At 38.9% G+C, this 26,026-nt stretch carries 24 protein-coding genes; 21 read left to right on the top strand and 3 right to left on the bottom strand.

Annotated elements, in window-relative coordinates:
- Positions 1 to 105 precede the first annotated feature (105 nt).
- Positions 106 to 504: a DUF2802 domain-containing protein gene (locus tag L5M11_RS00745; RefSeq protein WP_028761168.1), complete on the top strand. Its 399-nt coding sequence runs from the start codon at positions 106 to 108 to the stop codon at positions 502 to 504.
- Between the two features lie 53 nt (positions 505 to 557).
- On the opposite strand, the gene L5M11_RS00740 is transcribed toward L5M11_RS00745, so the two are convergent.
- The gene (locus L5M11_RS00740) at positions 558 to 866 is read right to left on the bottom strand and encodes an EscU/YscU/HrcU family type III secretion system export apparatus switch protein (protein WP_263191055.1); all 309 of its coding nucleotides are present in this window, start codon (positions 864 to 866) and stop codon (positions 558 to 560) included.
- Positions 867 to 927: 61 nt separating this feature from the next.
- Positions 928 to 2,835 carry a hypothetical protein gene (locus L5M11_RS00735; protein ID WP_263191054.1) on the bottom strand — a complete coding sequence of 636 codons (1,908 nt, stop codon included), beginning with the start codon at positions 2,833 to 2,835 and terminating at the stop codon, positions 928 to 930.
- Between the two features lie 219 nt (positions 2,836 to 3,054).
- Between L5M11_RS00735 and L5M11_RS00730 the strand changes: the two genes are divergently transcribed.
- The gene (locus tag L5M11_RS00730) at positions 3,055 to 3,840 is read left to right on the top strand and encodes a VacJ family lipoprotein (RefSeq protein ID WP_219233968.1); all 786 of its coding nucleotides are present in this window, start codon (positions 3,055 to 3,057) and stop codon (positions 3,838 to 3,840) included.
- 121 nt (positions 3,841 to 3,961) lie between these two features.
- Positions 3,962 to 5,065, top strand: coding sequence for a response regulator (locus L5M11_RS00725; RefSeq protein ID WP_263191051.1), 1,104 nt, complete (start codon positions 3,962 to 3,964; stop codon positions 5,063 to 5,065).
- 118 nt (positions 5,066 to 5,183) lie between these two features.
- On the opposite strand, the gene L5M11_RS00720 is transcribed toward L5M11_RS00725, so the two are convergent.
- On the bottom strand, positions 5,184 to 6,689 hold the full coding sequence (locus L5M11_RS00720) for a peptide MFS transporter (protein ID WP_028761163.1): 1,506 nt from the start codon (positions 6,687 to 6,689) through the stop codon (positions 5,184 to 5,186).
- Positions 6,690 to 7,161: 472 nt separating this feature from the next.
- On the opposite strand from L5M11_RS00720, the gene rfaH reads away from it, so the two are divergent.
- The 18 genes from rfaH to L5M11_RS00630 all read left to right on the top strand — a co-directional run bounded on the left by rfaH (position 7,162) and on the right by L5M11_RS00630 (position 25,831).
- The gene (rfaH, locus tag L5M11_RS00715) at positions 7,162 to 7,668 is read left to right on the top strand and encodes a transcription/translation regulatory transformer protein RfaH (RefSeq protein ID WP_263191048.1); all 507 of its coding nucleotides are present in this window, start codon (positions 7,162 to 7,164) and stop codon (positions 7,666 to 7,668) included.
- Between the two features lie 906 nt (positions 7,669 to 8,574).
- Positions 8,575 to 11,061 (top strand): SLBB domain-containing protein, encoded by a 2,487-nt coding sequence (locus L5M11_RS00710; protein ID WP_263191047.1) that lies wholly within the window; start codon positions 8,575 to 8,577, stop codon positions 11,059 to 11,061.
- Between the two features lie 103 nt (positions 11,062 to 11,164).
- Positions 11,165 to 12,145, top strand: coding sequence for a Wzz/FepE/Etk N-terminal domain-containing protein (locus L5M11_RS00705; RefSeq protein ID WP_263191046.1), 981 nt, complete (start codon positions 11,165 to 11,167; stop codon positions 12,143 to 12,145).
- Between the two features lie 216 nt (positions 12,146 to 12,361).
- Positions 12,362 to 13,432 carry a dTDP-glucose 4,6-dehydratase gene (rfbB, locus tag L5M11_RS00700; RefSeq protein ID WP_263191044.1) on the top strand — a complete coding sequence of 357 codons (1,071 nt, stop codon included), beginning with the start codon at positions 12,362 to 12,364 and terminating at the stop codon, positions 13,430 to 13,432.
- A gap of 80 nt (positions 13,433 to 13,512) precedes the next feature.
- Positions 13,513 to 14,382, top strand: coding sequence for a glucose-1-phosphate thymidylyltransferase RfbA (gene rfbA, locus L5M11_RS00695; RefSeq protein WP_263191042.1), 870 nt, complete (start codon positions 13,513 to 13,515; stop codon positions 14,380 to 14,382).
- Between the two features lie 2 nt (positions 14,383 to 14,384).
- Positions 14,385 to 15,260, top strand: coding sequence for a dTDP-4-dehydrorhamnose reductase (rfbD, locus tag L5M11_RS00690; RefSeq protein ID WP_263191040.1), 876 nt, complete (start codon positions 14,385 to 14,387; stop codon positions 15,258 to 15,260).
- Positions 15,261 to 15,818, top strand: coding sequence for a dTDP-4-dehydrorhamnose 3,5-epimerase (gene rfbC / locus L5M11_RS00685; RefSeq protein ID WP_263191039.1), 558 nt, complete (start codon positions 15,261 to 15,263; stop codon positions 15,816 to 15,818).
- Positions 15,808 to 16,209, top strand: coding sequence for a sugar 3,4-ketoisomerase (locus L5M11_RS00680; RefSeq protein ID WP_263191036.1), 402 nt, complete (start codon positions 15,808 to 15,810; stop codon positions 16,207 to 16,209). Before rfbC ends, L5M11_RS00680 begins: the two co-directional genes overlap by 11 nt.
- The gene (locus L5M11_RS00675; RefSeq protein ID WP_263191033.1) at positions 16,202 to 17,044 is read left to right on the top strand and encodes a 3-hydroxyacyl-CoA dehydrogenase family protein; all 843 of its coding nucleotides are present in this window, start codon (positions 16,202 to 16,204) and stop codon (positions 17,042 to 17,044) included. Before L5M11_RS00680 ends, L5M11_RS00675 begins: the two co-directional genes overlap by 8 nt.
- A gap of 19 nt (positions 17,045 to 17,063) precedes the next feature.
- Positions 17,064 to 17,816 carry an acyltransferase gene (locus L5M11_RS00670; RefSeq protein WP_263191031.1) on the top strand — a complete coding sequence of 251 codons (753 nt, stop codon included), beginning with the start codon at positions 17,064 to 17,066 and terminating at the stop codon, positions 17,814 to 17,816.
- A 41-nt stretch (positions 17,817 to 17,857) separates the two neighbouring features.
- Complete coding sequence (locus tag L5M11_RS00665; RefSeq protein ID WP_263191029.1) at positions 17,858 to 18,961, top strand: DegT/DnrJ/EryC1/StrS family aminotransferase; 1,104 nt, start codon at positions 17,858 to 17,860, stop codon at positions 18,959 to 18,961.
- On the top strand, positions 18,958 to 20,208 hold the full coding sequence (locus tag L5M11_RS00660; RefSeq protein ID WP_263191027.1) for an O-antigen translocase: 1,251 nt from the start codon (positions 18,958 to 18,960) through the stop codon (positions 20,206 to 20,208). Before L5M11_RS00665 ends, L5M11_RS00660 begins: the two co-directional genes overlap by 4 nt.
- Positions 20,208 to 21,089 (top strand): glycosyltransferase, encoded by an 882-nt coding sequence (locus L5M11_RS00655; RefSeq protein WP_263191025.1) that lies wholly within the window; start codon positions 20,208 to 20,210, stop codon positions 21,087 to 21,089. Before L5M11_RS00660 ends, L5M11_RS00655 begins: the two co-directional genes overlap by 1 nt.
- A 42-nt stretch (positions 21,090 to 21,131) precedes the next feature.
- Entirely contained in the window at positions 21,132 to 22,409 is a 1,278-nt protein-coding gene (locus L5M11_RS00650) for a hypothetical protein (protein WP_263191023.1), read from the top strand.
- 50 nt (positions 22,410 to 22,459) lie between these two features.
- On the top strand, positions 22,460 to 23,404 hold the full coding sequence (locus L5M11_RS00645; protein WP_263191021.1) for a glycosyltransferase family 2 protein: 945 nt from the start codon (positions 22,460 to 22,462) through the stop codon (positions 23,402 to 23,404).
- A 38-nt stretch (positions 23,405 to 23,442) separates the two neighbouring features.
- Complete coding sequence (locus L5M11_RS00640; RefSeq protein WP_263191019.1) at positions 23,443 to 24,333, top strand: glycosyltransferase; 891 nt, start codon at positions 23,443 to 23,445, stop codon at positions 24,331 to 24,333.
- A gap of 14 nt (positions 24,334 to 24,347) precedes the next feature.
- Positions 24,348 to 25,286, top strand: coding sequence for an NAD-dependent epimerase/dehydratase family protein (locus L5M11_RS00635; protein WP_263191018.1), 939 nt, complete (start codon positions 24,348 to 24,350; stop codon positions 25,284 to 25,286).
- Positions 25,283 to 25,831, top strand: a complete 549-nt coding sequence (locus tag L5M11_RS00630; protein WP_263191017.1) for a sugar transferase — start codon at positions 25,283 to 25,285, stop codon at positions 25,829 to 25,831. Before L5M11_RS00635 ends, L5M11_RS00630 begins: the two co-directional genes overlap by 4 nt.
- Positions 25,832 to 26,026 lie beyond the last annotated feature (195 nt).

Genomic DNA, 26,026 nt, shown 5'->3' with positions numbered 1-26,026 from the left:
CAATGGCCAATTATATTGGTGACGTTAAGTCAGCACTTTGGAATAGATAACTCAATTGTAAGCCAGCTCTTAATATATGGCTTTGAGTGAGTATAAGGATTTTTGATGGGCGATGAATTTTTGATCGCAGCGTTAGTCTATGTCATCGCATGCTTAGGGTTAGTACTCTTTTTACAAAAGCAATTGAGTAAATTAAGAAGCAAAGTTGAGGCATTAACTGTGTTAGTTAAAGAGGGCGATCGGCAGCGAGAGTCTTTTAAACGCGAATTGCAAGAATTACGCAGTGGCACAATCGGTGTAGGCCGTCGTGTTATTGAATTAGAAAAACGCATACTGCAACAGTCTGAACGGATTGAAGAGACGACTCAACAGGATCCACAGGCAAAACTTTATACTCGAGCCATGAAGATGGTCGCGCTTGGTGCTGGCGTTGACGAGTTGATTAAGGAATGCGAATTACCTAAAGCTGAAGCCGAGCTGTTGATCCGTCTGCATCGTAAGTAATCGGTAGCCAATTGAACACTAAAAGCTAATTTTTCTGAATTAGCTTTTTTATTTTATGCCTTCTCGACAATTTTTTTATGCATATTATTCCATTGCTCAGGAAATTTACCGTCGAGCATATACACAAATGCAATCAGTTCGGCGATAAGCAGGTAAAGCTCTTTGGGAATTTCTTCTCCTAACTCTAGCAATTGCAAAAAATGGCTCAGATGAGGATCTTGATGGATATAAACGCCGTTAGCCTTAGCTAAGGCAATAATTTCTTCTGCGATAAGCCCTTGACCAGTCGCGACTATTTTAGGAGCGTTACGGCCATCGTAGCTCAGTGCGACAGCTTGTTTAGGTTCACTCTCTTCGCTCATATCGTTATTCCCAATGTTTTGTATAATGAACTCAATATTAGTGTTGGAACATTGTCACTCATTAAGCTTTTGTCTTTACGAGGAAATGATCACCAGGTAATAAGGTTGCTGGTACTTGCGCTATTTGAGTTGATAATTCACCAGGCGTAAAACCCAGTTGTGATAGTTTTTGGCTTAAGGGCGTTAAAAAGTTATTAACCTTATTAAGTAGTATCTGACTATTGCCTTTGAACTGGATATCTAATTGTTGATTGTGGTTTTGGGCTGAAATCAGCAGAGGTCCTTGTGCTAGATTAAACTTCAGTTGTAAACGCCATCCCATTTTTTTATCTGGGTCATCAGGATCGGCTTCTTGCTCAAATTTCCCTTCCAGTTGCTCCTGTCGTTGGTTAATGCCATAGGGAAGGGCAAAGAACCACACCAAATTGCCAGCGCTCTCATTACTTGCCTGTTGGTATAAATGCAGGTTAGAGGCTAATAGTCCCATGCTATCAAGGCCTCCTGCTTTGCTCAGTTGCCCAAGAAGTTTAGTGGAGAAGCCCACTTTAGCTTGTAACTGTTCAAGGTAGTCGGCAAGCTTTTTGCTCACGGAATTCGAATTGTTATTGGCTTTAAAGCCAAGTAGCAGCTGAAAAAGTGAGGTAATTGCACTCCCATTCATGAGCATTGAGGCTTGATTTGATTGAGGCGTAGCAAGATTTAGACTCGCTAGACCGAGAATATTGGCTTTGAGCTCATCGATATCATTTAATTGGCTCAGTGGTGGTAGCCCTAAATGCGGTAGGAGTTTCAATAACTCAGATGCTAAATTCGAGTTGCTATTAGAACGAGATAGCTCAATAGGAAGTGCCCCCGCTTTATTGAACGCTTTTTGTAAGACATCAGCTACTTTTATCGAAGTATCAGTCTTAGCATCATTGCCTTGTTGTTCACTCTTTTGGCTACTGGACCCTAAAATATTATTAAGTTTGTTTATGTCTGTAGGACTCACACTTAGGATTTCTTGTGACGTTTTTGAGCCTTGAGGTAACCCGTTTTTGCTATTTACGTTTTCACCCATTTGTGATGCCTGTGATTGACCCACAAGCCGATTTTCAAGGGCTGAGTTTTGGGTGCTGATCTGACCTAGGTCTTTAGTTGTTGGCGTTATGACTTGCGCGTTAGAGATATTCTGTGAGCCAGTCGCAGTAGGCGCTGATGGAATATCTACTTTACTTTGAAGCTGCATTATATCGACTTTGGCCGTCACAATTTGTTTTGTGGGCTCAGGTAGAAAGTTGATATTTTCGAGTTTTTTTAGAAAGGACGCAATGATCTGGGCTGGTTCAATTTTCGCGATCACAAGATCAGAAGATGGTTTATTTGTGGGAACCTGAGTTTCATTTACTGGCGTCCCAATTATGATTTCGAGTTTGCTCTGTATTGGGGTGAGTAATAAAATAGGGCGCCCTTGTTGAAAGGCTATTTTCGCGATGAATTCACCTTGATTCAGCTGGGGTCCAGGATCTTGTGCTACAACGGTACCATTAGCAAATTGAAACTCCTTGTTAACTATAGTGACGTTGGGTAATGGATAGCCCTGTGTGCGAGCCGCGAGCGTTGAAAGCTGCGTCTGAGAGATGCCATTTTGTTGCGCAAGATTGATCACTGCCTCAGGAATTTTCAGTACGAGAGGTGTAGTTAATGCAAGCAGTTGGCTAGTTGAGTTTTGCACTATCGTAGTTGGAGTTGAGCTGTTCTGCGCATTGGGCGTGACTAAAAAGCTATTAGCAGTCAACAATATTTGCCGCTGTTGAGCATTAACTAGCTTTAAATTATATTCTGTACCGTTTAGAATAATACTATCTCCCTCAGGTGATGTTTGCACCTGAGCCGGAATGGGGCGTGGAGTAGCATTGAGGGCATCAGTGTTAGCCATCGCAGTGTGTAACTGCGAATTTTGACTGCTGACAAGTGGAATCGACTCCATTTAATGACCTTATATAGTTTATCCTGCGATACATTCGTTTAGTAAAATTAACAATTGACCAATTTTTTTTGCCAAGTATGCTTATGCGCCTTGTGACAAAGGAACTGTCATACTGGATAGTATGCCACTAAGACGAATTATCTTTATATCGTCATTTTTGTATTGTCACTTTAGCGAAAATTTGATGTCTAAACAGTACATTTATATTAAGAGAGCGATATGAAGTTAAAATGGATGGGATTATCTTTGGGGTTAATGCTGTTGCCTAAAGTGCAATCGGCTGAAGTATCCCTACCAGATACCATTCAGCAGGAAACACCTGCTAAGGTACAAATTACCTATGATGATCCCCGCGATCCGTTCGAAGGCTTTAACCGAGCTATGTGGGACTTCAACTATCTCTACCTAGATAGATATTTATATCGTCCTGTAGCCCATGGTTATAACGATTATATTCCTACGCCTGCTAAAACAGGTATCAATAACTTTGTGCAGAATTTAGAGGAACCTAGCAGCTTAGTAAACAATGTGCTGCAGGGTAAGTGGGGCTGGGCAGCTAATGCTGGTGGACGCTTTACAATCAATTCTACTGTCGGCTTATTAGGTGTCATTGATGTCGCTGACATGATGGGTATGAGCCGCAAGCAAGATGAGTTTAATGAAGTGCTGGGTTATTATGGGGTGCCTAATGGACCTTACTTCATGGCGCCATTTGCGGGTCCTTATGTTGTGCGAGAACTCGCGTCTGATTGGGTTGATGGTCTATACTTTCCATTGTCTGAGTTAACAATGTGGCAATCCATTGTTAAATGGGGACTTAAAAACCTTCATTCTAGAGCATCAGCAATCGATCAAGAGCGACTTGTTGATAATGCACTCGATCCCTATGCCTTTGTCAAAGATGCATATTTACAGCACATGGACTATAAAGTCTATGATGGTAATGTCCCTCAAAAGCAAGATGATGATGAGTTGCTCGATCAGTATATGCAGGAGCTTGAGTAACCCTATTGGCCGTACTTGACAGCATTTGTCTTTAGTCATCAAATGCTAGCCTTGTTAAATTTTGTTATTGGCATATTCACTTGAGTAATGGCTATGCGATGAACTTTATTCGGGAACCTTTATGGCGTTAAATGGTGTTGCGGTTCTTTTAGTTGAAGATGACCCCGTGTTTAGGCAGATTGTTGCAAGCTTTCTCGATAGTAGAGGTGCGCAAGTCACACAAGCCTGTGATGGTGAACAAGGATTGTCAGTTTTTAAATCGCAGCGCTTCGATATTGTTCTTGCAGACTTGAGTATGCCTAAGCTCGGTGGGCTCGATATGCTTAAGGAAATGACAAGGTTAGCGCCTTTAGTGCCTTCTATCGTGATCTCGGGTAATAATGTCATGGCTGACGTTGTAGAAGCCTTACGCATTGGCGCAAGTGATTATCTCGTTAAGCCAGTATCTGATTTATTTATTATTGAACAAGCCATTAAACAAAGCCTTCATAGTTTCTACATTGATGATACTCAAGCCGCAGATTTTGACGCGCTATCCCACCAAGAATTAAGTGATAATCTAGCATTGCTTGAGCAAAGTGTTGCTGCGGCAAAACAAGTTCAGCAACAACTCTTTCCCGCTTCAAATATTAGTTATCCGGCAGCCAAGGTTGACTATAGCCTTTATAAAAATAGCGATATAAGCAGTTATTTCATTGATTCAACTATGGTTGGTAGTGATCACCTGATTATGTACATGGCCCATTTGTATCCAGAGGATAATCGAGCCGCGTTTGCCTGCGTTTTGCTTAGAAGTTTTGTTAATCAGAAGCTTAAAGATTTTAGGAATGGCCAGAGTCAAAGCATTATTGAACCATTCAATATGATGAGCTATTTGAACGAGCGTTTAGTGAAATCTGGTCTCGATATTAAAGCCGATATGATTTATGTTGCCATTGAGCTAACTAAGTACCGTGCAGCTATTGCACAGGCGGGTAAGGGGCTGCGTTGTTATCTGCGTAATGATGAGGGATTAAGCCCGTTAGCACTGCCTGAGAGTCTTCAGCTTGGCGTGTTAGACTGGGGTAAACCGAGCATTCAGTTCCGCAGTATTTTACCGCAAGAACAGTTGTGTATTGCGACAAGTGAGCCTGAGCATAAACAAGCTTTACTTGATAACAAGTTTAAGGGCTTAGTCTATGATGCAACGCTACCTGCTGGTGGTTTTCTACAGTTAAGCCTTTAGTTTTTTTGACGCTTTGGCGAAATTGAGTATGTAACTGAATAGATGACTTAACAAAAACGCCTTACTCTTGCGAGTAAGGCGTTTTGTTTTAACAATCAAAAACAGTCGAACAGGATTATTAACGTTTTATCGCTTCATGTTCAGCCGTCACTGCAATTTCACTTTCTAAGGCTTCGGCTTCAGTGTGATGCTTGGTTTCTGCGCCATGCATCCAATCGACTAATTTGTCAGCCATAAAATACAGGATCACGCCAGACAGAGCCGCTGTAATCGCGATACCAGCAAAAATTGACATAGCATTAGCAAGTTGTTCCTCTTTGCCACCACCGTGACCAATCAAAGAGCCTACGACCCCTGCAACCTTGTTCGCCATCGCAATAAACAGGAACCAAGCGCCCATCATCAAAGAGGCAATACGCAGTGGAGCAAGCTTAGTCACCATAGACAAGCCAATAGGTGACAAACATAATTCACCCATAGTATGGAAGAAATAAGCACCCACTAACCACCACATGCTTGATTTAGCTGTAGGATCGCTACCCATCTCAACCACAGCGCCAATCATGAACAAGAAGCCAATCGCCAATAAGAACAAACCTAAGGCAAATTTCACTGGCGAGTTAGGTTCATTTTTACCTAAACGGATCCAGATAGAAGCAATTACAGGGGCAAATAACACAATAAAAATAGCGTTTAGCGATTGGAAATAAGTCGTGGGCACTTCCCAAGTACCTATGTAACGGTCAGTAAACTCATTGGTAAATAAGTTCATTAACCCGCCCGCTTGTTCAAAGCCCGCCCAGAAAATAATCGTGAACAAACCCAGCACCATAATCACCTTGAGACGATCACGCTCAATTTTAGTAAGTGGTTCTTTACGGGTATTGCCTAGCTTAGCCTGGCGTTCACGTTCCAGCTTGGCCGCTGGCACGGTACCAATGTTACCTAACAGTTTTTGAGCAAATAAAAATTGAATCACCAGCGATAGCAGCATACCAATACCAGCACAGAAGAAACCTGCCTGCCAGTTATTAACAAAAACCTCTTGGCCATTAACCATTTCAGTGTGGCCAAAGCTAGTATAAGCCCAAGCAACAATAAAGCCGGATAATGCCGCACCTAAATTGATTCCCATATAGAAAATAGTAAATGCACCATCGCGACGGTGATCACCTTCCTCGTAGAGATCGCCCACCATAGTGGAAATGTTCGGCTTAAACAAACCATTACCCAGAATGAGGGTACCTAAACCGATATAAAAAATTGTCGTTTCAATACCTGGAAACCAAGCATGAGGCGCAGCTAGCATAAATTGGCCAGCCGCCATTAACGCACCACCAAAATAAATGGCTTTGCGCTGTCCCAGAAAATTATCAGCTAACCAACCACCAATCAGCGGCGTTAAATACACTAACGCAGTAAAAGTACCATATAAGGATAAAGCGTCAGCTTGGCTAAATCCTAAGCCGCCACCGCCTTGTTTACCCACCTGATCAACTAAATACAGCACCAAAATGGCACGCATTGCATAATAACTAAATCGTTCCCAAAGTTCTGTTGTAAACAGCAGGAACAATCCCTTGGGATGCCCAAGCATCGTTCCTTGTGGTTTTGCTACGCTCATGAAGTCTTCCACCTTAAGCTCGTGATTGCCTGTGGGCCCCTGAAACAGGATGATGTCACCACAGAAAAATGGTTGTTGCTCGTCCCAATATCGCCTGCAGGTTTAATCAACCATTAATTCGCGCTATAGCATTCATTAATTGTTGAATAACCGCTAGTTACGTATGGGTTATTGTTACGTTCTTATAATAAAAGTAATGTATTTAGCAGTAAAATGAGTATTTTCGCTAAAATCCCACCTTATATACCCCTTAAAAGCAACCAAAGTCAATTTTGGTAAGCTAAGTGGTGACATTATCAGCAGTATAGTGTTGTGATTTTAATTATGAATTAGTTAATGTGAGCGTCATTGTATGCATACCGAGCGAGAGACTGGAATAGTCGAAAAATTACTTCCACCGACTTGAGCATCTTTGCTATGATTGCGACCCGTGAATGGACATCACTTATTTATAGGGTAGTGAGATTAGCTTATGAAGGCATGGTACCTTTTGTATTGTAAACCTCGTAGTGAAGCGAGAGCACAACAAAACTTAGCACTTCAAAATTTAGAGACGTATTTGCCTATGGTCTCTGAAGAGAAATCTCAGCGCGGGCGCAAACAAGTCTGTCGTGTACCACTCTTTCCTAATTATTTATTCATCAATTTTGACCCAAGTCAGACAAGTGTCAGGCAGGTCCATTCTACTCGTGGCGTTAATCGAATCGTCAATTGTCAAGAGAAAATGACGCCCATTGACGACAGAATTATCCATGCCATTCGCATGAAAGAACTAACGCCTTCCCAAACAGTATTAGCCGAAGAATTAGAGCTGAAAATGGGGGAAAAAATTCGTTTTACAGATGGCCCCTTTGTTGATCTCGAAGGCATTTTTCAAGAAAAATGCCCAAACAAACGTTGCCATGTTCTTTTTAACATTATGGGGCAGATAAAGACGGTTACTGTACCACAGCAAAGTGTGGAACGAATTTGTATTTAAGTGCATAAGTACAAACCTGTTTGTAGGAGTCATTTGTAGGAGTAATGCTGAGTATTCTGTAAGATATTAGCCATTCTTGAAGTTAGTAAAATATTTACCAAAGTGACAAGGCGTTTAGTATTTACATAAAAATCAGCTAGTTGGTTTTGTTTAAGCTTTGTTTGTACATTTTTTAAAATGCGATCTGTTAAGGTATGACCTTAAAACAGGCTGTTTGAACATTAAGTGTTCTATCGGTAGTGAATCTTTGAAGTAAGATTCCGTAATCATAAAGTTAGAATATAAGCTCTTATCTTGAGCATCCTATGGTTAAGGTGTTTTACTAACGTAACTAGATTTAGTTACACCATAAAATTGGATGAGAATAGAGCTTAACTATTGTTGTAAATCTGTTTTATTTTAATGAAAAATATGAATTTTCGCATCGCGAAGGGCAATATGGAAGCCGCAATCTATGGGCGGTAGCGTGTCTGAAAGGCATCGAATGAAAAGTTTCATTCGTTAAGCGGACGCCGAAGGCCTCGGGCCGCCACGCGGATCGGTAGCGTGTCTGAAAGGTGAGAAACCGCAGGTTAATCTCTCGAACGAGAGATACGGATACCGAACTGGCAGGTATATAGGGATATATTTAGCGAAAAACAGTTTCTTCATTAACTTCATTAAATGGGTAATGCAGGGAGCCTCAATAGCCATTAATATGTCCAATTTTACCTTTATTCAGCCATGGTACGATTAACCGTAGCTGCTTGATGATGTAAACAATCCAACATTGACCCCAAAGAATCGTTAGTTTTTTGTACACTCTAAATGGCGTTTGATTGCCGAGTGTTTGAATGTAAAACTCAGGTTTTACCTCTAAAAATCCAATAATAAGCTTTGACTCATTTTTATAAACGGAGATATCTGGTGCTACGACAAGTCAAAAAATTCATCATACTAGGCATAAGTACCGCGATTTTGATGGGCGCGCAGGCTAATGCCATTACGCCATCTCCACAGATGATCGAGCAGTTCAAAGCTTTACCTAAGTCAGAACAAGAAAGGCTAGCACGTCAATATGGCGTTGACCCTTCGATGATCACTGGTGGTTCAGCTGCTCAAACAGTAGTTGAAAATCCAACTGTGGTGACTCCACGTGCTGCCAATAATGATGTAGTTGACCAATCTGAAAGTGACCAGCTAAACCAGGCGACGAAGTCAGAGGCAAAGGTTGAAGCTATTGAAGACAAGAAAGAAAATCAACTAAAGCGTTTTGGTTACGATCTCTTTGCGGGTTCACCAAGCACTTTTGCACCAGTTAGCGATGTGCCAGTGCCTGCTGAGTACATGATTGGGCCAGGTGATAGCTTAAATGTTCAGTTGTTTGGTAAAGAGAATAGCCAGTACACGCTAACGGTTGGTCGTGATGGAGCAATTCAATTTCCGGGTTTAGGGCCAATATCGCTTGTTGGTTTGAGTTTTTCAGAAGTACGCGAATTGTTACAGCAAAAAATTAGCCAAAGTATGATTGGCATAGAGTCAAATATCACAATGGGCGAATTACGGTCAATTCGTATCTTTGTTGCTGGTGATGCTTTTCAACCAGGCTCCTACACTGTTTCTAGTTTATCAACGATCACTCAAGCATTATTTATTTCCGGTGGTGTGAATCAAATTGGTAGCTTGCGTGACATACAAATTAAACGAGCAGGTAAAACCGTAGGTCGCCTAGATCTGTATGATTTACTACTGCGTGGCGATGCCTCTGGGGATATTCGTTTACAATCGGGTGATGTAGTGTTCATTCCATCTTCAGGTGGTTCTGTGAGTGTGATGGGTGAAGTACGTCGTCCTGCAATCTATGAGCTCAGAAATAATGAAACAATTGCCGATGTCATTCGCATGGCAAGTGGTTTAAATCCAGGCGCTTATCCTAAAGCCAGCACTGTTGAACGTTATAGTAACGAATCAGTTAAAACAGTAATCAGTGTCGATTTAACAGAAAATAGTGGTTTAAACACCTTAGTTAGAAATGGTGACCTCTTAAACGTAAGATCGGCTTCAAATCGTATCGATAATGCGATTACTGTCGCTGGTGCAGTCGTTCGTCCAGGTAAATATCAATGGAATAAAGGTTTAACGGTTGCTGATTTACTCCCTTCAATTTGGGGTGACCTCACCATCTCTGCTGATTTAGATTATGCGTTACTTGTTCGTGAAATTAACCAACGTGGCGATATTCAAGTTGAGCGTATAGCGCTCGGACGAGCAATCGGTGAGCCCAAATCACACTATAATCCAAATCTAAAACCACGCGATTCAATAATTGTATTTGACTATTCAGACCGCGAAGAACTATTAAAGCCAATAATTCAAAAGCTTAGAGAGCAAAGCCGTTTTGGCGATGCAGCTAAGTTAGTTAACATCAATGGTAACGTGCGTTTCCCTGGGCAATATCCAATTACAATCAATGCTGATGTTAAAGAGTTACTGATCGCTGCGGGTGGTTTAGAGGAAGGAGCTTACACACTTGCGGCAGAATTAACACGTCAAAATATTTCTGAGCAGAATGGAGTGTCTATTGAGCATGTTCAGCTGAGTTTAGACCACGTAATGCAAAATGATCCTGCTGCAAATATCATACTGCAGAGTCGCGACATTCTAACTGTACGTACACTTCCTGATTGGCAGGAGAATCGTTGGATAACTATCAAAGGGGAAGTTAAATTCCCCGGTACTTACAGTATTCAACGTGGTGAAAGCCTCAAGGAAGTCCTTGCTCGCGCAGGTGGTTTGACTAGCGATGCAGCTCCTCGCAGTGCTGTATTTTTACGTAAGTCAGTAAAAGATAAAGAGCAGCTTGAGTTATCAAAACTTGCTGATGAATTACGCCGTGAAATTGCTGCTAAAGCGTTGACAAAAGATACACCAACCATTGGCTATAACGATGCGCAGCTGATGTTAAATCAGCTTGAGAATGTCAAAACTGTGGGGCGACTAGTCGTTGATATTAATGCCATTGAATTGGGGATAGATAGTGCTAACCTCACGCTTGAAGATGCAGATGCCTTGTACATCCCATCAACCAATCAAACGGTTTCAGTTATGGGTCAAGTACAGCACCCAAGCACACATAGATATAAGCAAGGTTTAACATTCGACCAATATTTAGCATTATCTGGTGGCGCACGTAAACGTGCCGATGAATCACGCTCATATATTTTAAGGGCCGATGGCTCAGTTCAAATGCCCGAATCTTCGATGTGGTTTAGTGGTGGTAGTGCCATGGAACCTGGCGATACCATAGTTGTACCATTAGATACTGAATATAAAGACAACTTAACGCTTTGGAGTCAAGTCACTGGCATTATCTACAATACTGCTATTGCAGTGTCTGTAATCTCAGGGCTCTAGGCGCTAGAATCTAGCAGAGCGTAGCCCGCTCTGCTTTTAGCTTTTGCCCTTATAGAAGCGCAGCGCTCTCGCTGCGTACTAGAATCTTGAATCTGAAGAACCAATGAACACACACATTACTCAAAATCAAAATCCAAATGCATATAAAACAGATGCGCAATTCCCTCAAATCACAAGCGATGACGAAATCGATCTTCGTGAATTATTCTCTGTCATCTGGCAAGGCAAATGGTTAATTATTGCTATTACAGCTGTATTCGCGATTGGTGCGGTTATTTTTGCTATAAAACAACCCAATATCTATAAATCCGAAGCTTTATTAGCCCCCGCATCTGAAGAGCAAGGCGGTGGTTTAAGTGGATTAGCATCGCAGTTTGGCGGCTTAGCCAGCTTAGCTGGGGTAAATTTAGGCGCTAAGGGCGGTGCAGATAAAACTGAATTAGCCATTGAGGTATTAAAGTCACGTCAATTTACGAGTGATTTTATTCAAAGGCACAATATTCTCGCCGATTTAATGGCCGCCGAAAAATGGGATAGGGATACTGATCAGTTAATTTACGATCCTAAGCTTTATAATGAGCAAACTAATATCTGGGTACGTGAAGTTAAAGCACCATTTAAGCCCGAGCCTTCTATGCAGGAGGCCTATAAAGTCTTCAGCAAAATGATTGCTGTTAATAAAGCAAAAGAAACTGGCATGGTTACTATTTCAGTTGAGCATTTATCACCAGAAGTTGCTCAACAATGGGTTGCTTGGTTAATTCAAGATATTAATAAAGTGATGAAGGAGCGTGATGTTGCAGAAGCAAATCGCAGTAGTGAATTTTTAAATAAACAAATTGCTTTAACTAATGTGGCAGACATCAGAACCATTTTGTATAAGCTAGTAGAAGAACAAGCCAAAACCATTATGTTCGCTGAAGTGCGCGAAGAATATGTTTTTAAAACTATTGACCCTGCATTATCACCTGAAGAAAAGGCCAAGCCGAAACGTGCATTAATTTGCGTATTAGGCATTATGCTTGGTGGTCTGTTAGGAGTTATGTTTGTGTTGATTAGATATTTTGTTAGAAAAGAAGATTGAAACATTTTTTGACATTGAGAGTCTATTAGGGCTGTTCCAAGAAAAACAGTAAAAATAGTTTTTACAAGGAATGTTGACAAGTCGACTGTCTCAAAATAGATAAAAATGTCTCAGACTGTTTTGAAAGGCTGAGATACAAAAGTGAAAAACTCCTGTGTTTGTTATTCTATATCGGCCATTTACTATGGCTAAATTCAACAATTTTGGTAGTAAATAATGAAAATAATTGTCACCGGTGGTGCAGGCTTTATTGGTTCTGCGGTCGTTCGTCATATCATCAGTAATACTCAAGATAAGGTTATTAATGTTGATAAATTAACTTATGCAGGCAATCTTGAGTCACTTGTAAGCGTAGACAAAAATGAAAGATACGTTTTCGAGCAAGTTGATATTTGTGACAGAGCAGAACTTGATAGAGTATTTGCGCAGCACCAACCAGATGCAGTTATGCATCTGGCCGCTGAGTCACATGTAGACCGTTCAATCACAGGCCCATCAGATTTTATTCAAACCAACATCGTTGGTACTTATACACTACTAGAAGCTACACGTGCTTATTGGAACGAGTTATCTGCCCAAGCAAAGAAAGCCTTTCGTTTTCATCATATTTCTACTGATGAAGTTTATGGCGATTTACCTCATCCAGATGAGGTTTTGTCAGGCACGGAATTAGCGCTATTCACTGAAACAACGCCTTATGCACCAAGCAGCCCATATTCTGCCTCTAAAGCTTCGAGTGACCACTTAGTGCGAGCTTGGCTACGAACCTATGGCTTACCTACCATAGTGACTAATTGTTCAAACAATTACGGTCCTTATCACTTTCCTGAAAAATTGATCCCACTAGTGATCCTTAATGCCTTAGAAGGCAAGCCATTACCTATTTATGGTAAAGGCGACCAGATCCGCGATTGGTTATATGTAGAAGACCATGCACGTGCACTATACAAAGTCGTTACTGAAGGTAAAATTGGTGAAACCTACAATATTGGTGGGCATAACGAGAAACAAAACCTAGAAGTGGTACAAACTATTTGTAGCATATTAGACTCATTGGTGCCTAAAACCACGCCTTATGCAGATCAAATTACCTATGTAACTGATAGACCCGGCCATGATCGCCGTTACGCTATTGATGCTTCCAAAATGAGTCGTGAGCTAAATTGGCAGCCAGAAGAAACTTTTGAAACAGGCCTTCGTAAAACCATTGAATGGTATTTAACCAATCAAGAGTGGTGCCAACACGTACAAGATGGCACTTATCAACGCGAGCGGTTAGGCATTTAATCTATTTTATTTTATTTTATTTTATTTAATGCTCTAGTGTTTGATACCTAGGGCCTATTTTTCTAGGAACTGATTTTACTATGAAAGGAATTATTTTAGCTGGGGGCTCTGGTACTCGTTTATACCCATTAACTCGCGGGGTATCAAAACAGTTATTGCCGATTTATGATAAGCCGATGATTTATTATCCCTTATCAACGCTTATGTTAGCCGGCATTAGAGATATATTAATTATTACAACATCAGAAGATAATGAGGCGTTTCGTCGCTTACTGGGTAATGGCTCTGATTTTGGTATTAACTTAAGCTATGCAGTACAACCTTCACCTGATGGTCTAGCTCAAGCCTTTATAATTGGTGAAGAATTTATTGGCGATTCAAGCGTTTGTTTAGTGCTCGGCGATAATATCTTTTATGGTCAGTCTTTTTCAAAAACACTCAAAAATGCTGTTTCGCGCGAATCAGGAGCTACTGTGTTTGGTTATCAAGTCAAAGACCCAGAACGTTTTGGTGTGGTTGAGTTCGATAACGACATGAAAGCCATATCGATAGAAGAAAAACCAAGTAAGCCAAAATCAAATTATGCTGTCACAGGTTTATATTTCTACGACAACAGTGTTGTCGAAATGGCAAAGCGAGTTAAGCCGTCACATCGCGGCGAGTTAGAGATAACGACCTTAAATGAAATGTATTTAACCAAGGGTAACTTGAATGTGGAGTTACTCGGTCGCGGTTTTGCATGGTTAGATACAGGTACACATGAAAGTTTGCATGAAGCGTCTTCTTTTGTTCAAACAATAGAACATGTACAAGGCCTCAAAGTGGCTTGCCTTGAAGAGATCGCGTGGCGTAACGGTTGGTTAAGTTCAGAACAACTCACAGAATTAGCCAAGCCAATGATGAAAAATAACTATGGTCAATACTTAGATCGTTTAGCTAACGGGGTTTAAGTATGAAAATATTAATCGCGGGTAAGAATGGCCAGGTTGGTAGATGTTTAGTCGATCTTCTCGAAGCACAGACTGAGCTAACGTTTTTAGCATTAGGTCGTGAAGAGCTTGATATCACCGACCCAATTCAAGTTGATAAAATTGTCAGCGAGTTTCAGCCTAATATAATCATCAATACAGCAGCTTATACCGCTGTAGATAAAGCTGAACAAGAATGTGAGTTAGCCAATGCTATTAATAGAGACGGTCCACATAATCTTGCGCATGCGGCAAATAAAATCAATGCCGTTATCATTCATATTTCGACCGATTATGTTTTCGATGGCGTTAGTGCTGAGAGCTATACAGAGTCTGATGCGACCGCTCCTCAAGGTGAGTACGGTCGTAGTAAGTTAGCAGGTGAACAAGCGGTTGCTCAGGTTTGTCCTAAACATTTGATATTGAGAACTGCATGGGTCTTTGGTGAGCACGGGAATAATTTTGTCAAAACCATGCTACGCCTTGCTAAAACGAGAGATACTTTAGGTGTTGTTGCCGATCAGTTTGGCGGCCCTACTTATGCGGGTGATATAGCAAATGCCATACTCACTATCTCAAAGCAAATAGCACGAGATAGCCATGCTTATGGCATCTATCATTTTTCTGGCTTCCCTCATGTCAATTGGCATACTTTTGCAGAAAAAATATTTGAAATAGCATTGGAGCAAAATGTACTTGTCCAACCTATTCAAGTTAATCCAATAACAACACTAGACTATCCAACACCAGCTAAACGCCCTGCAAACTCACGTTTAAATTGTGACAAAATTAATAATGCATTTGGTATTAAGCAAAGCGATTGGCAAGCAGCATTAGTACGAATTAAAGAGTATTCATAAATGAAAGTTATTGATACAAGCATTGCGGACGTTAAAATCATCGAGCCAGCTGTCTTTGGGGATGAACGTGGTTTCTTTTTTGAAAGTTTTAACCAGCAGCAATTCGAATGTGCAGTTGGTTATAAAGTTAACTTTTTACAAGATAACCACTCAAAATCAAGTAAAGGGGTATTACGTGGTCTACATTATCAATTAGCACCGTATGCACAAGGTAAATTAGTGCGCTGTGTTGTTGGCGAAGTATTCGATGTGGCAGTGGATATTCGTAAAAGTTCGCCAACCTTTGGTCAATGGGTGGGGGTGCATCTTTCTGCTGAGAATAAACGCCAATTGTGGATACCCGAAGGCTTTGCCCATGGTTTTGTCACCTTAAGCGAGACGGCGGAGTTTTTGTATAAAACGACTAATTACTATCATAAAAAAAGTGAAGGTGCTCTTTGCTGGAATGATGCAGATTTAAATATTCAATGGCCTATTCAGGACGTTTTATTATCAGAAAAAGATGTGTCAGCACAAACTTTCTCAATGTTTAAGCAGGAACTTGTACATGGAAATTAAACTCATCCCTCTCCAAGCGCATGGTGATGATCGTGGTTCGCTAATAGCCTTAGAAGAAGGTATCAATATCCCCTTTCCAGTTAAGCGCGTGTATTACCTGTTTAATACTAAAGAGGGGGTTCGCCGTGGTTATCACGCACACAAGACACTTAAGCAAGTTGCAATTGTCGTGCGTGGTTCTTGTCGTTTTGTATTGGATGACGGTAAAGAGAAGGTAGAGGTGCTACTCGATAATCCTGCTAAAGGTTTATTGGTCGAGTCATTTATGTGGCGAGAAATGTACGATTTTTCAGATGATTGTGTACTAATGGTATTAGCAGACCAATTATATGATGAATCAGATTATATTCGAGATTATCAAGTATTTTTAAAAGAGAAAAATAATGTTTAATAGTATTTTGATTATTGGTTCAGGTGTCATGGGGCAGGGTGTCGCAACTTTGCTGTTATCTAACAAACTGAATGTAACCCAAGTTGTCCGCAATCTAGAGACAGCTAAAGTAACTCAAGATAATGTAATGAAAGCATTAACTAAACTTGCTCGCCGCACGAAAGTTAATATTGATTTTGATGATGTAACATCTAGATTCAATGTTGTTACTGAATTAAGTTTAAATTCAAAATTTGACTTGGTTTTTGAAGCTATAGTTGAAAGTATTGATGCGAAAAAATCTATAATAAAAAAGTATGATGACTATATAACTGCTGAGACTATTTGGGCAACTAATACATCTAGTCTATCTATTACTGATATGGCCGCTTCTTATTCCCATCCAGAAAAATTTATAGGGCTACATTTTTTCAATCCAGTAGCTAATATGGAATTGGTAGAAGTCATACCTTCCATGCTCACATCAGAAGATACTGTAAGTCGGTGTTGGGATTTTTGTATTCAAGTCGGTAAATCACCTGTTCGAGTTGAGGATAGTCCAGGATTTATTGTCAATAGACTTCTAATTCCTATGATCAATGAGGCTGTTGGCATTTTAGAAAGTAGAGTTGCCACAGTCGAAGAGATTGATTCTGCTATGAAGCTCGGTGCGCATCATCCTCTCGGACCTTTAGCACTTGCTGATTTAATTGGTAATGATGTCTGCCTATCAATTATGAATGCATTATATTCTTCAACATGTGATTCAAAGTATCGACCTTCTTATCTCTTACAAAAAATGGTAAGTGCAAATAAATTAGGACGCAAATCTGGCCAAGGTTTTTATACTTATTAATCCATCTTGGAGATATATTATGATTTCTAAAATACATCCTGCGGCAATAGTAAGTAACAAGGCTGTTATAGGGGAGAATGTTACTATTGGGCCTTATTCTATTATTCATGATGATGTAGTTATCGGGGATAACTCTACAATAGAGGCATTTTGTGAGCTTGGTGTGAAAAATAAATTTTGCGATGATGCTCCTTTAGTTTTAGGCGAAAATTCTTATATCAGAAGTCACAGTATTTTTTATAAATCCTCTACTTTTGGTAATAATCTAGTTACAGGTCATAGAGTAACGGTTAGAGAAAAAACTAAAGCTGGGTTGCATTTCCAAATTGGAACGTTGGGAGATATACAGGGGCATTGTGAAATTGGTGACTATGTAAAATGTCATAGTAATGTACATATTGGTAATAAATCTAAAATTGGTAATTATGTTTGGATATTCCCTTATGTTGTACTAACTAATGACCCACACCCTCCAAGTGAAGTACTTATTGGTTGTGAAATAAATGATTTTGCCGTAATTGCTACTATGTCCGTTATCCTACCTGGTGTAAAAATAGCATCTGATACTCTAATCGGTGCAGGTAGTATTGTTGGTAAGAACGTTGATGAAGGTTGGGTTGTTGCTGGAAATCCGGCTAAGCCTATCTGTCCGATCAATAAAATTAACTTGAAAGATGGTAGTGGTCGTAAAGCTTATCCATGGCGAACTCATTTCCATCGTGGTTATCCTCAGCATGAAGTCGAAAAGTGGTTGACTGAACTGAGCTTATAAAATTAAACAAACTGATTATTTTGCACTAGAAGAGAATTATTGTGATAAATTTTTTAGATCTAAAAGCGATTAATAAACAATATCAATCAGATTTGAAGGAAGTTTGTGCAAGAGTTATAGATTCAGGTTGGTACATTATGGGCAACGAACTTACGCAATTTGAATCTGAATTCGCAACTTATTGTGGTACTCAACACGCCATTGGTGTTGCCAATGGCTTAGATGCGTTAATTCTTACTCTGCGTGCCTGGAAGGAATTAGGCAAACTCAAAGCTGGTGATGAAGTCATAGTCCAAGCTAATACTTATATTGCATCAGTACTCGCTATTACAGAAAACGATCTGGTGCCTGTGTTGGTTGAACCCAATCCTGCAACATTTAATTTAGATCCTTCGATTGTGCGTGCAGCAATTACATCCAATACTAAAGCCATTTTACCTGTGCATTTATATGGCCAAATTTCTCCTATGCCTGAAATTATGGCGCTTGCAGCAGAGTTTGACTTATTAGTTCTAGAAGACTGCGCCCAATCACACGGTGCTGAAATTAACGGTAAACGTGCCGGTAATTGGGGTCATGCGGCTGGTTTTAGCTTTTATCCTGGTAAAAACCTAGGGGCGTTAGGGGATGCTGGTGCTATTACCACCAATGATGATGAATTGGCCCAAACATTAAAAGCCTTACGTAATTATGGTTCGCATAAAAAATATGAGAACTTATACCAAGGTTTGAATAGCCGTTTAGATGAAATACAAGCTGCTATGCTGCGCGTTAAATTACGCCATTTAGAAGCTGAAACCGCCCGTCGCCAACAGATTGCGCAAACTTATCGTGATCATATTAACAACCCGCTGATTACACTGCCACAAGTGAATGAAGAACTCGCGCATGTTTGGCATTTGTTTGTGGTGTGTTGTGAAAATCGTGAAGCCTTACAACAGCATTTGGCGGCTAACGGCATTCAAACCTTAATTCACTACCCGATACCACCGCATAAGCAGCAGGCTTATCGCCAATATGCCGAAATACAATTGCCGCTGACCGAGCAGATTCACCAAAAGGTGCTCTCTATTCCGCTCGACCCCACCATGAGTGACGCAGCGATTAAACAATTAATTGATGCTGTAAACGAGTTTGCTGGATGAAGCGTTTACTCAAAGTCACCGCCATGACAGGGTTGTTAACTTTACTCAAAATAGCAATTGGATTTGTAATAGCTAAGGTTGTGGCAATTTATACAGGTCCAACAGGTCTTGCTATGCTGGGTCAGGTGCAAAGCATGGTGGCTAGCCTGAACGGTATTGTTAATGCACCAGTCGGTAGCGGGATTGTGCGTTTTACCGCCGAAAATAAAGATCAAGGTTTTGATGCTTGTGCGCCTTGGTGGCGTGCTTCGCTGCAGTGGGTGCTTTTTATTTCAGCGATATCTATCCCTTGCGGTTTATTCTTTGCCCCACATATTGCCACTTTGTTATTTCAAAATGTGGAATTAAGCTGGTTAGTAATGGTAACTGTGTGTGTGCTACCACTCTCAGTAATTGGCACCCTGTGCAATTCAGTGATTAACGGTCAGCAGTTATATCGCCGTTATATCGGCCTCGGTATGATGTCAGCGTTAATTTCTGGCTGTGTGATGTTAGCCATGATTGTACTGCATAATATTCAAGGTGCCTTATTAGCTGCGGCAGTACAATCGGCCTTAATTGGTGTAGTGATGCTAATGTTTAACCTGCGTCAACCATGGTTTAAGCTCTGCTATTGGTGGGGAGCTACCGACAGCAAGGCTCGAAAGGCTATCGGTGGATATATGCTTATGGCGATTACCAGTGCTTTAACAGTGCCCATATCGCTCATTTTTGTGCGTAATATTTTAATCGGTCATGTCGGTTGGGATGCTGCTGGTCAGTGGCAAGCCGTATGGAAGATCTCTGAAGTTTATCTTAGTATGATTACTATAGCTTTAGGTACCTATTATTTACCACGGCTTTCATCCTTGGTTGGAGTTGAGGCCATCATTGGTGAGATTCATAAAACTGCACGTATAATTATCCCCATAGTAGCTACCATGGCGCTCTGTGTATATATATTACGTGATGTGGTAATTTCATTACTTTTTACTGAAGCATTTCGCAGTGCTCGTGATCTTTTTGCGGTTCAGTTAACTGGCGATGTGATTAAAATTACGGCCTGGCTTTATGCTTACCCTATGTTATCTCGTGGCGCAACAAAGTGGTTTATGGGTACTGAAATAGTATTTACCATTAGCTTTGTAGCCTTGACATATGGGTTAGTTCAAATTCATGGTGTGATGGGGGCAAACATGGCCTATGCGATAAATTATACTATATATTTATTTTTTGTACTTTTTGCTGTCAAAAGGTTTGCGAAATAATGCATGTTGATAAAATTTCAATTATCACTCTCACATACAAAAATTGGCGGCTATTAGATAAGGCGATTGCATCTGTAACCAATCAAATTGTTGATCAAAAATATCAAATTGAATATTTGATTGTTGATGATGGAACTGATGATTTTGATGTTGATTATGTTAGTTCTCTTTTGAATGATACAGGATTAGATTATCAAATAATCGTTAATAAGCACAACATTGGAACTGTAGCGTCATTTAACAACGCCATAAAAAAATCAAGCGGAGATATTATTGTTCCATTGTCTGCAGATGATGAGTTTTTTTATAATGCAACAGTTAATGATATAGTTGCTGAATTTGAAAAGACTAACGATTTGGTTATAACGGGATTACGCGTTCCGATGTTCAATGGCATTGAGCAACCTCCCCTTCCATGTAAAACAGATCTAAAGTTTTTTAAAGATAAAATGACCCTTTTAAGGAGAATCGCAATTGGTGGTAATATTATATCAGGTGCATCTACTTATTATCGCCGCAGCATATTTGATGAGGTTGGTTTTTTTGATGAAAACTTCCATCTTGTTGAGGATTACCCATTTTATCTAAAAATATTAAATAATGGATATAACATTCATTTTTTTAATAAAAAAGTTATAAAGTATGGAACAAATGGCGTTAGTTCAGTTGGTAAGTTGCCTGTATCTATTGCGAATGATTTTGTTAAGTGTGCTAATCTTGTTTTAACTTTAGATTGCATAAGTTTTTTTGAAAAACGTTCTGTATATTTCTCTCGTATTTTAGAAAGAAATGATAAGAAGAAAATTGTTAATATTATCAAATATCCAGAACAGTTAATTTTTTTATTTTGTAATAGATTTTTAAGTAAACTGTTGAAGTGACAGAGCGCATTCAATTATTCTTAATACCTTATAGGCTAAAAAATGGGATTGTTAGTTGATTTTGCCAGAAGCATTATAGATAATCATCTGTGGTTATACTTGAATTTTTCTTTTTTCTTTTTCATTTTACAGTTTTTAATAGTAAAAAAACATCTTTATAGTATTTTTGATCCATTGGTAATGTTCGTTTTTTTTAATGGTTTTTCTTGGTCTACAGTGCTCATGGTTAGTTATGTTAATGATAATTACTTTTATCTTTTTGACATAAGTGTTATCAATCTTTGTTTTTTGATTCCTGCATTATTTTTTAAAAAAATAGATCTTCATCAATTGCATAGTACAATCTTGATGAGAACTAAGTCATTTGACTTTCAAGTTTTTTATGTATTTTTTTTTGTTTTAGCATTTTCAACTATTTCTCTTTGGTTAATTCGTGGTGTGCCATTGTTCTCTGAAAATCCGGATCGAGCTAAATCTGTTTTGTACGAAGAAGGGTTCGGTATTGTTAGGTATATACACTTTGTTATTCCTTTGTTTTGTGTTTTTTTCTCTTTGTTCTGTATTACATATTTAAAAAATAGCATAGTTCGAAAAATTATTTTGGTTACAATTTTATTTTTTTCAATTTTAATTATGTTATCTATGGGCTCTAAATCTTCATTGTTGGCTGTTGTTTTAGTTTGTGGGCTCGTAGGGGTTACGGATTTTAATAATTTAAACGCTAGATTTATCCGGAAAGTATCTTATTTAATTATGATACTAGCTATTTTTTTTGTTTTTTTGGTTTTATTTTTTGTATCGGGCGATAATAGCATTCTAGCACTTCTAAATTTACTCATGATAAGGATGATTGCTTTTGGTGATTCATTCTTTTTTTGGTATCAATATGACTTAGTGAAAGAAATGGAATCAATCAATTTGATCTTTTATTTACTTTCACCTCTTCTTGGAATGTTCAGGTTTATTGAACAAGAGTTTCCACTTGGTTCGCAGTTGGTTTCTGCAGTTACTGGTGAGGATTTGGTCAGTTTTGGGCCTAACGGACAGTTACCAATAGTGATTTCTTTAGTGTCGTCGTACTTTAAATATTTCCTATCTGTTATGTTTGGTTTTTTATTTTTTTTTATTAGGAATAATCTATACTATTTAATACAAAAACTTAGGGTATTCGGTCTGGTTTTGTTTGTAGGCGTGTTCTTTGATCTAACTTATATTTATACTGATATTTTGTTGTTAATGTCAAAAATATATTCTTCGGTTATAACTTTTATCATAATATACTTATTAATGCTTTTTTTAAGGGCTTGTTCTAAAAAATGAAATCAGTTTTAGCGTTGAAGTTTGAATAGTTTCAGTAAAGGGGTGTTGATTTGTTAGCTACTAAGTGCATAGATATTGTTTTGGCTAGTTATAATGGGGCTGAATTCATAGAAGAGCAACTTGCATCAATTGTTAATTGTAATGGCTACAGTCATCTAATTGGTCGAGTTATTATAACTGATGATTTTTCTAGTGATAAAACAAAAGAAATTGTTAGTAAATTTAAAGACAATAAGATCCAAGTTTTCGATAATAAGTTAATGAAAGGTCCCGTTGGAAATTTCGCTTATGGTTTGAGTATTTCAACTGCGCCATTTGTAATGTTTGCAGACCAAGATGATGTTTGGTTTGAAGATAAAATATTAAAATTTTATGAAAAGGCTAAATTATTAGATTCTAATGCTCCAGGTGTTGTCTATTCTGACTTAATTCTCGTTGATGAAAACCTTAATTCATTAGGTTGTACTTTTTTCGAAAATGAAAAAATACCTTTTGATTGGGGGCGGAATGTTTCAAATCTTTATTTTCAAAACGTAGCTCCAGGATGTGCTATGCTCTTGAATCGTAAATGTATCGACAGAATTGTTCCGATAAATAGCGATAAAGTCATGATGCATGATTGGTGGGCATTAATTTTTTCTTCAATGTATTCTAATGTATTTGTCATTAATGAGCCATTGGTTAAATATCGACAGCATAGTAATAATGCTGTTGGGGCTAGTGTATCCAATGGATGGGGTGGTTTTTTTATAAAGGCAAAAAAATCATGGGTCAATTTTCATAGGGCTATTGTTCAGCTTCAACATTTTTATTCTCAATTATCACCTGAAGAAATAGCTTTAATGGATGATTCTGCAGTCAAACGTTTATCTTTTTTTAACGATTATTATAAAGCCAGTTTTTTTCAACGTAGTCAATCTGCAACGGAACTCTCAGTTTATAAATCAGGTTTGTTACGTGATCTTATAACAAGGTTTTTTATTATTGTTGGGTAAGTTAATTATTAGTAGGTAGTAGGTAGTAGGTTGAATTTATGAAGAAGGTATGTGTTCTGCTGGCTGCATATAATGGTGATTTTTCTATTATAAAACAAATGGATACAATTTTGCGGCAAGACATCGTTAATCTTGATGTCGTTATTAGTGTTGATCTAAGTAGTGATTTTACTTTAGCAATTTGTACCAGTTATGCTGATAAATATCCAAATGTTAGTTTATTACCTTATGGTGAACGATTTGGAGGAGCTGGTAAAAACTTTTATCGTTTGCTTAAAGACACCGACCTTACTCATTATGACTACATAGCGTTTAGCGACCAAGATGATATTTGGGCTGAGACTAAGCTATCTAAGGCAATAGAAAAATTACAGCAATATGATTGTTACTCCGCCAATGTTGCTGCCTTTTGGGAGGATGGTCGTGAGGTATTGATTGACAAAGCTCAACCTCAACGCAAGTGGGATTTTTTATTTGAAGCTGCAGGCCCAGGTTGTACCTATGTGTTTAGGCGAGAAGTGGCCATAAAATTTAAAACATGGTTGCTGGGACGCTACGAACTAATTTGTGATGATATAGCTTTACATGACTGGCTGATTTATGCTTTTGCACGAACTCATGGATATCACTGGTTTATCGACCCTGAACCCACGATGCGTTATCGGCAGCATGCGAATAATCAGGTTGGCACTAATAATAGTTTGGTAGCGGCTGGAAAACGTCTGCAAATGATAAAAAGTAAGTGGTATCGTAATCAGGTCACCCAAATTGCCCTGTATTTAGAGTTGCAGCATTTGCCAGTTGTGAAATATGGTTTAAATCAAGGTTATTTAGGTAACTTATATTTGTTGTGTCATCTTAACAAGCTAAGGCGTAGATTGCGCGACAGAGCTGCATTGTCTTTTGTATTAATTTTTAATTTATTTTAAGTTTGAGGCGACACATGATTATGTTAACTGGTGCTACTGGCTTTGTCGGTGATGCAATTTTAACGCAGTTAATACAACTACCTGACTTGGCAATTCGCACCTTTGGTCGGCGTGCAACAGTTAGCTTATCCGCTAATTCTGCGATTAATGTAAGCCATGTGATTGGTAAAATTGACGGTGCTGCTGATTACTCAATGGCTTTTGGTGATATTGATGTGATAATTCATTGCGCTGCACTTGCACATGTGGCTAAAGGTGATGAATTATCTTATCAGCAGATCAATACATTAGGTACCATTGAGCTTGCTAAACAAGCTCGGCAAGCTGGCGCTAAGCGTTTTGTATTTATCAGTTCAATAGGGGTTAATGGTTCATCGACAAAAGCAACCCCATTTTCTGTCGACTCACCAGCACATCCACATAGTGTTTATGCTCAATCTAAATATGATGCTGAAGTAGGACTTAAAAAAATTGCAGCTGAAACAGGGCTTGAGGTTGTTATTGTTAGACCCACACTTGTTTATGGTGCTAATGCACCAGGTAATTTTGGTTCGTTAGATAAATTAGTCAAAAAATTGCCTTTTTTACCTTTTGGATTAACTGCTAATAAACGTGATTTTATTGCTGTACAAAATCTTGCTGATTTACTTATTACTTGTGCGACTCATCCTAAAGCTGCTGGTAAAACCTTTTTAGCTTCTGATGGAAAATCAATTTCGACCAAAGATTTCACTAACGCTATTGCTAAAGGTTTGGGCAAAAAAGTTATTCAGTTACCTATTCCTGTTAGTTTTATGCATTTAGTTGCAAAATTACTTGGTAAATCAACCATGGCTGATCAGCTATTAGGTAATCTCGAAGTTGATTCTAGCGATGCTCAGAGAATATTAGGCTGGCAGCCACCTTATACCATGGAGCAAGCAATGCAGACTTTAAAGGAAGCTAATAAATGATTAGAATTTTAGATTTTTTGATTGCTTTTTTTGGCCTTTTACTGCTTTGGCCTTTATTAATTTTTGTTACCATTATCGGTTTATTTGATACCGGTTCGCCTATTTTTATACAAACTCGTGTTGGTAAGGATAAGAAACCCTTCAAGTTGATTAAGTTTAGAACTATGGGTAAAGACACCGCGTCTGTTGCGAGTCATCTTGCAAGCAATGCTTCGATCACTAAGTTTGGTGGTTTTTTACGTAAGACAAAAATTGATGAACTGCCACAGCTAATTAATGTATTAAAAGGTGAGATGAGTTTGGTTGGCCCGCGGCCCAACTTATTTAACCAGCATGAGTTGATTGTTGAGCGTGATGCGTTAGGAGTTTATAATGTTCAGCCTGGAGTGACAGGATTAGCTCAAGTTCAAAATATTGATATGTCAACGCCAAAGCTGTTAGCTGAGACTGATAAGCAGATGATAGATACTTTGAATATCAAAAATTATTTCAAGTATATCTTAATGACTGTAACAGGTAGTGGTTCTGGTGATGCAGTAAAGTAGTCTTATATATGCGAAATTTGATGATTTTGTCTTAAGTGATGTCAAATTGATATTTTCACTGTTTTTACGTTGAAGATTCGTCTCCATTCTTTTTGTTGTCAACCTGATAGCGTTGTTTTTTTATATCCGGAGCCAATTAAGCTAAGGGTGAGTCAGCTTGAGGTTCACCCTTAGCGATGGCTTAGTACTTAACTT

The organism is Shewanella sp. SM87, assembly GCF_025653705.1.
Classification (GTDB): domain Bacteria; phylum Pseudomonadota; class Gammaproteobacteria; order Enterobacterales; family Shewanellaceae; genus Shewanella; species Shewanella oncorhynchi.
The sequence above is the reverse complement of the archived record's forward strand: the minus strand, read 5'-3'. Positions and strand labels throughout refer to the sequence as shown.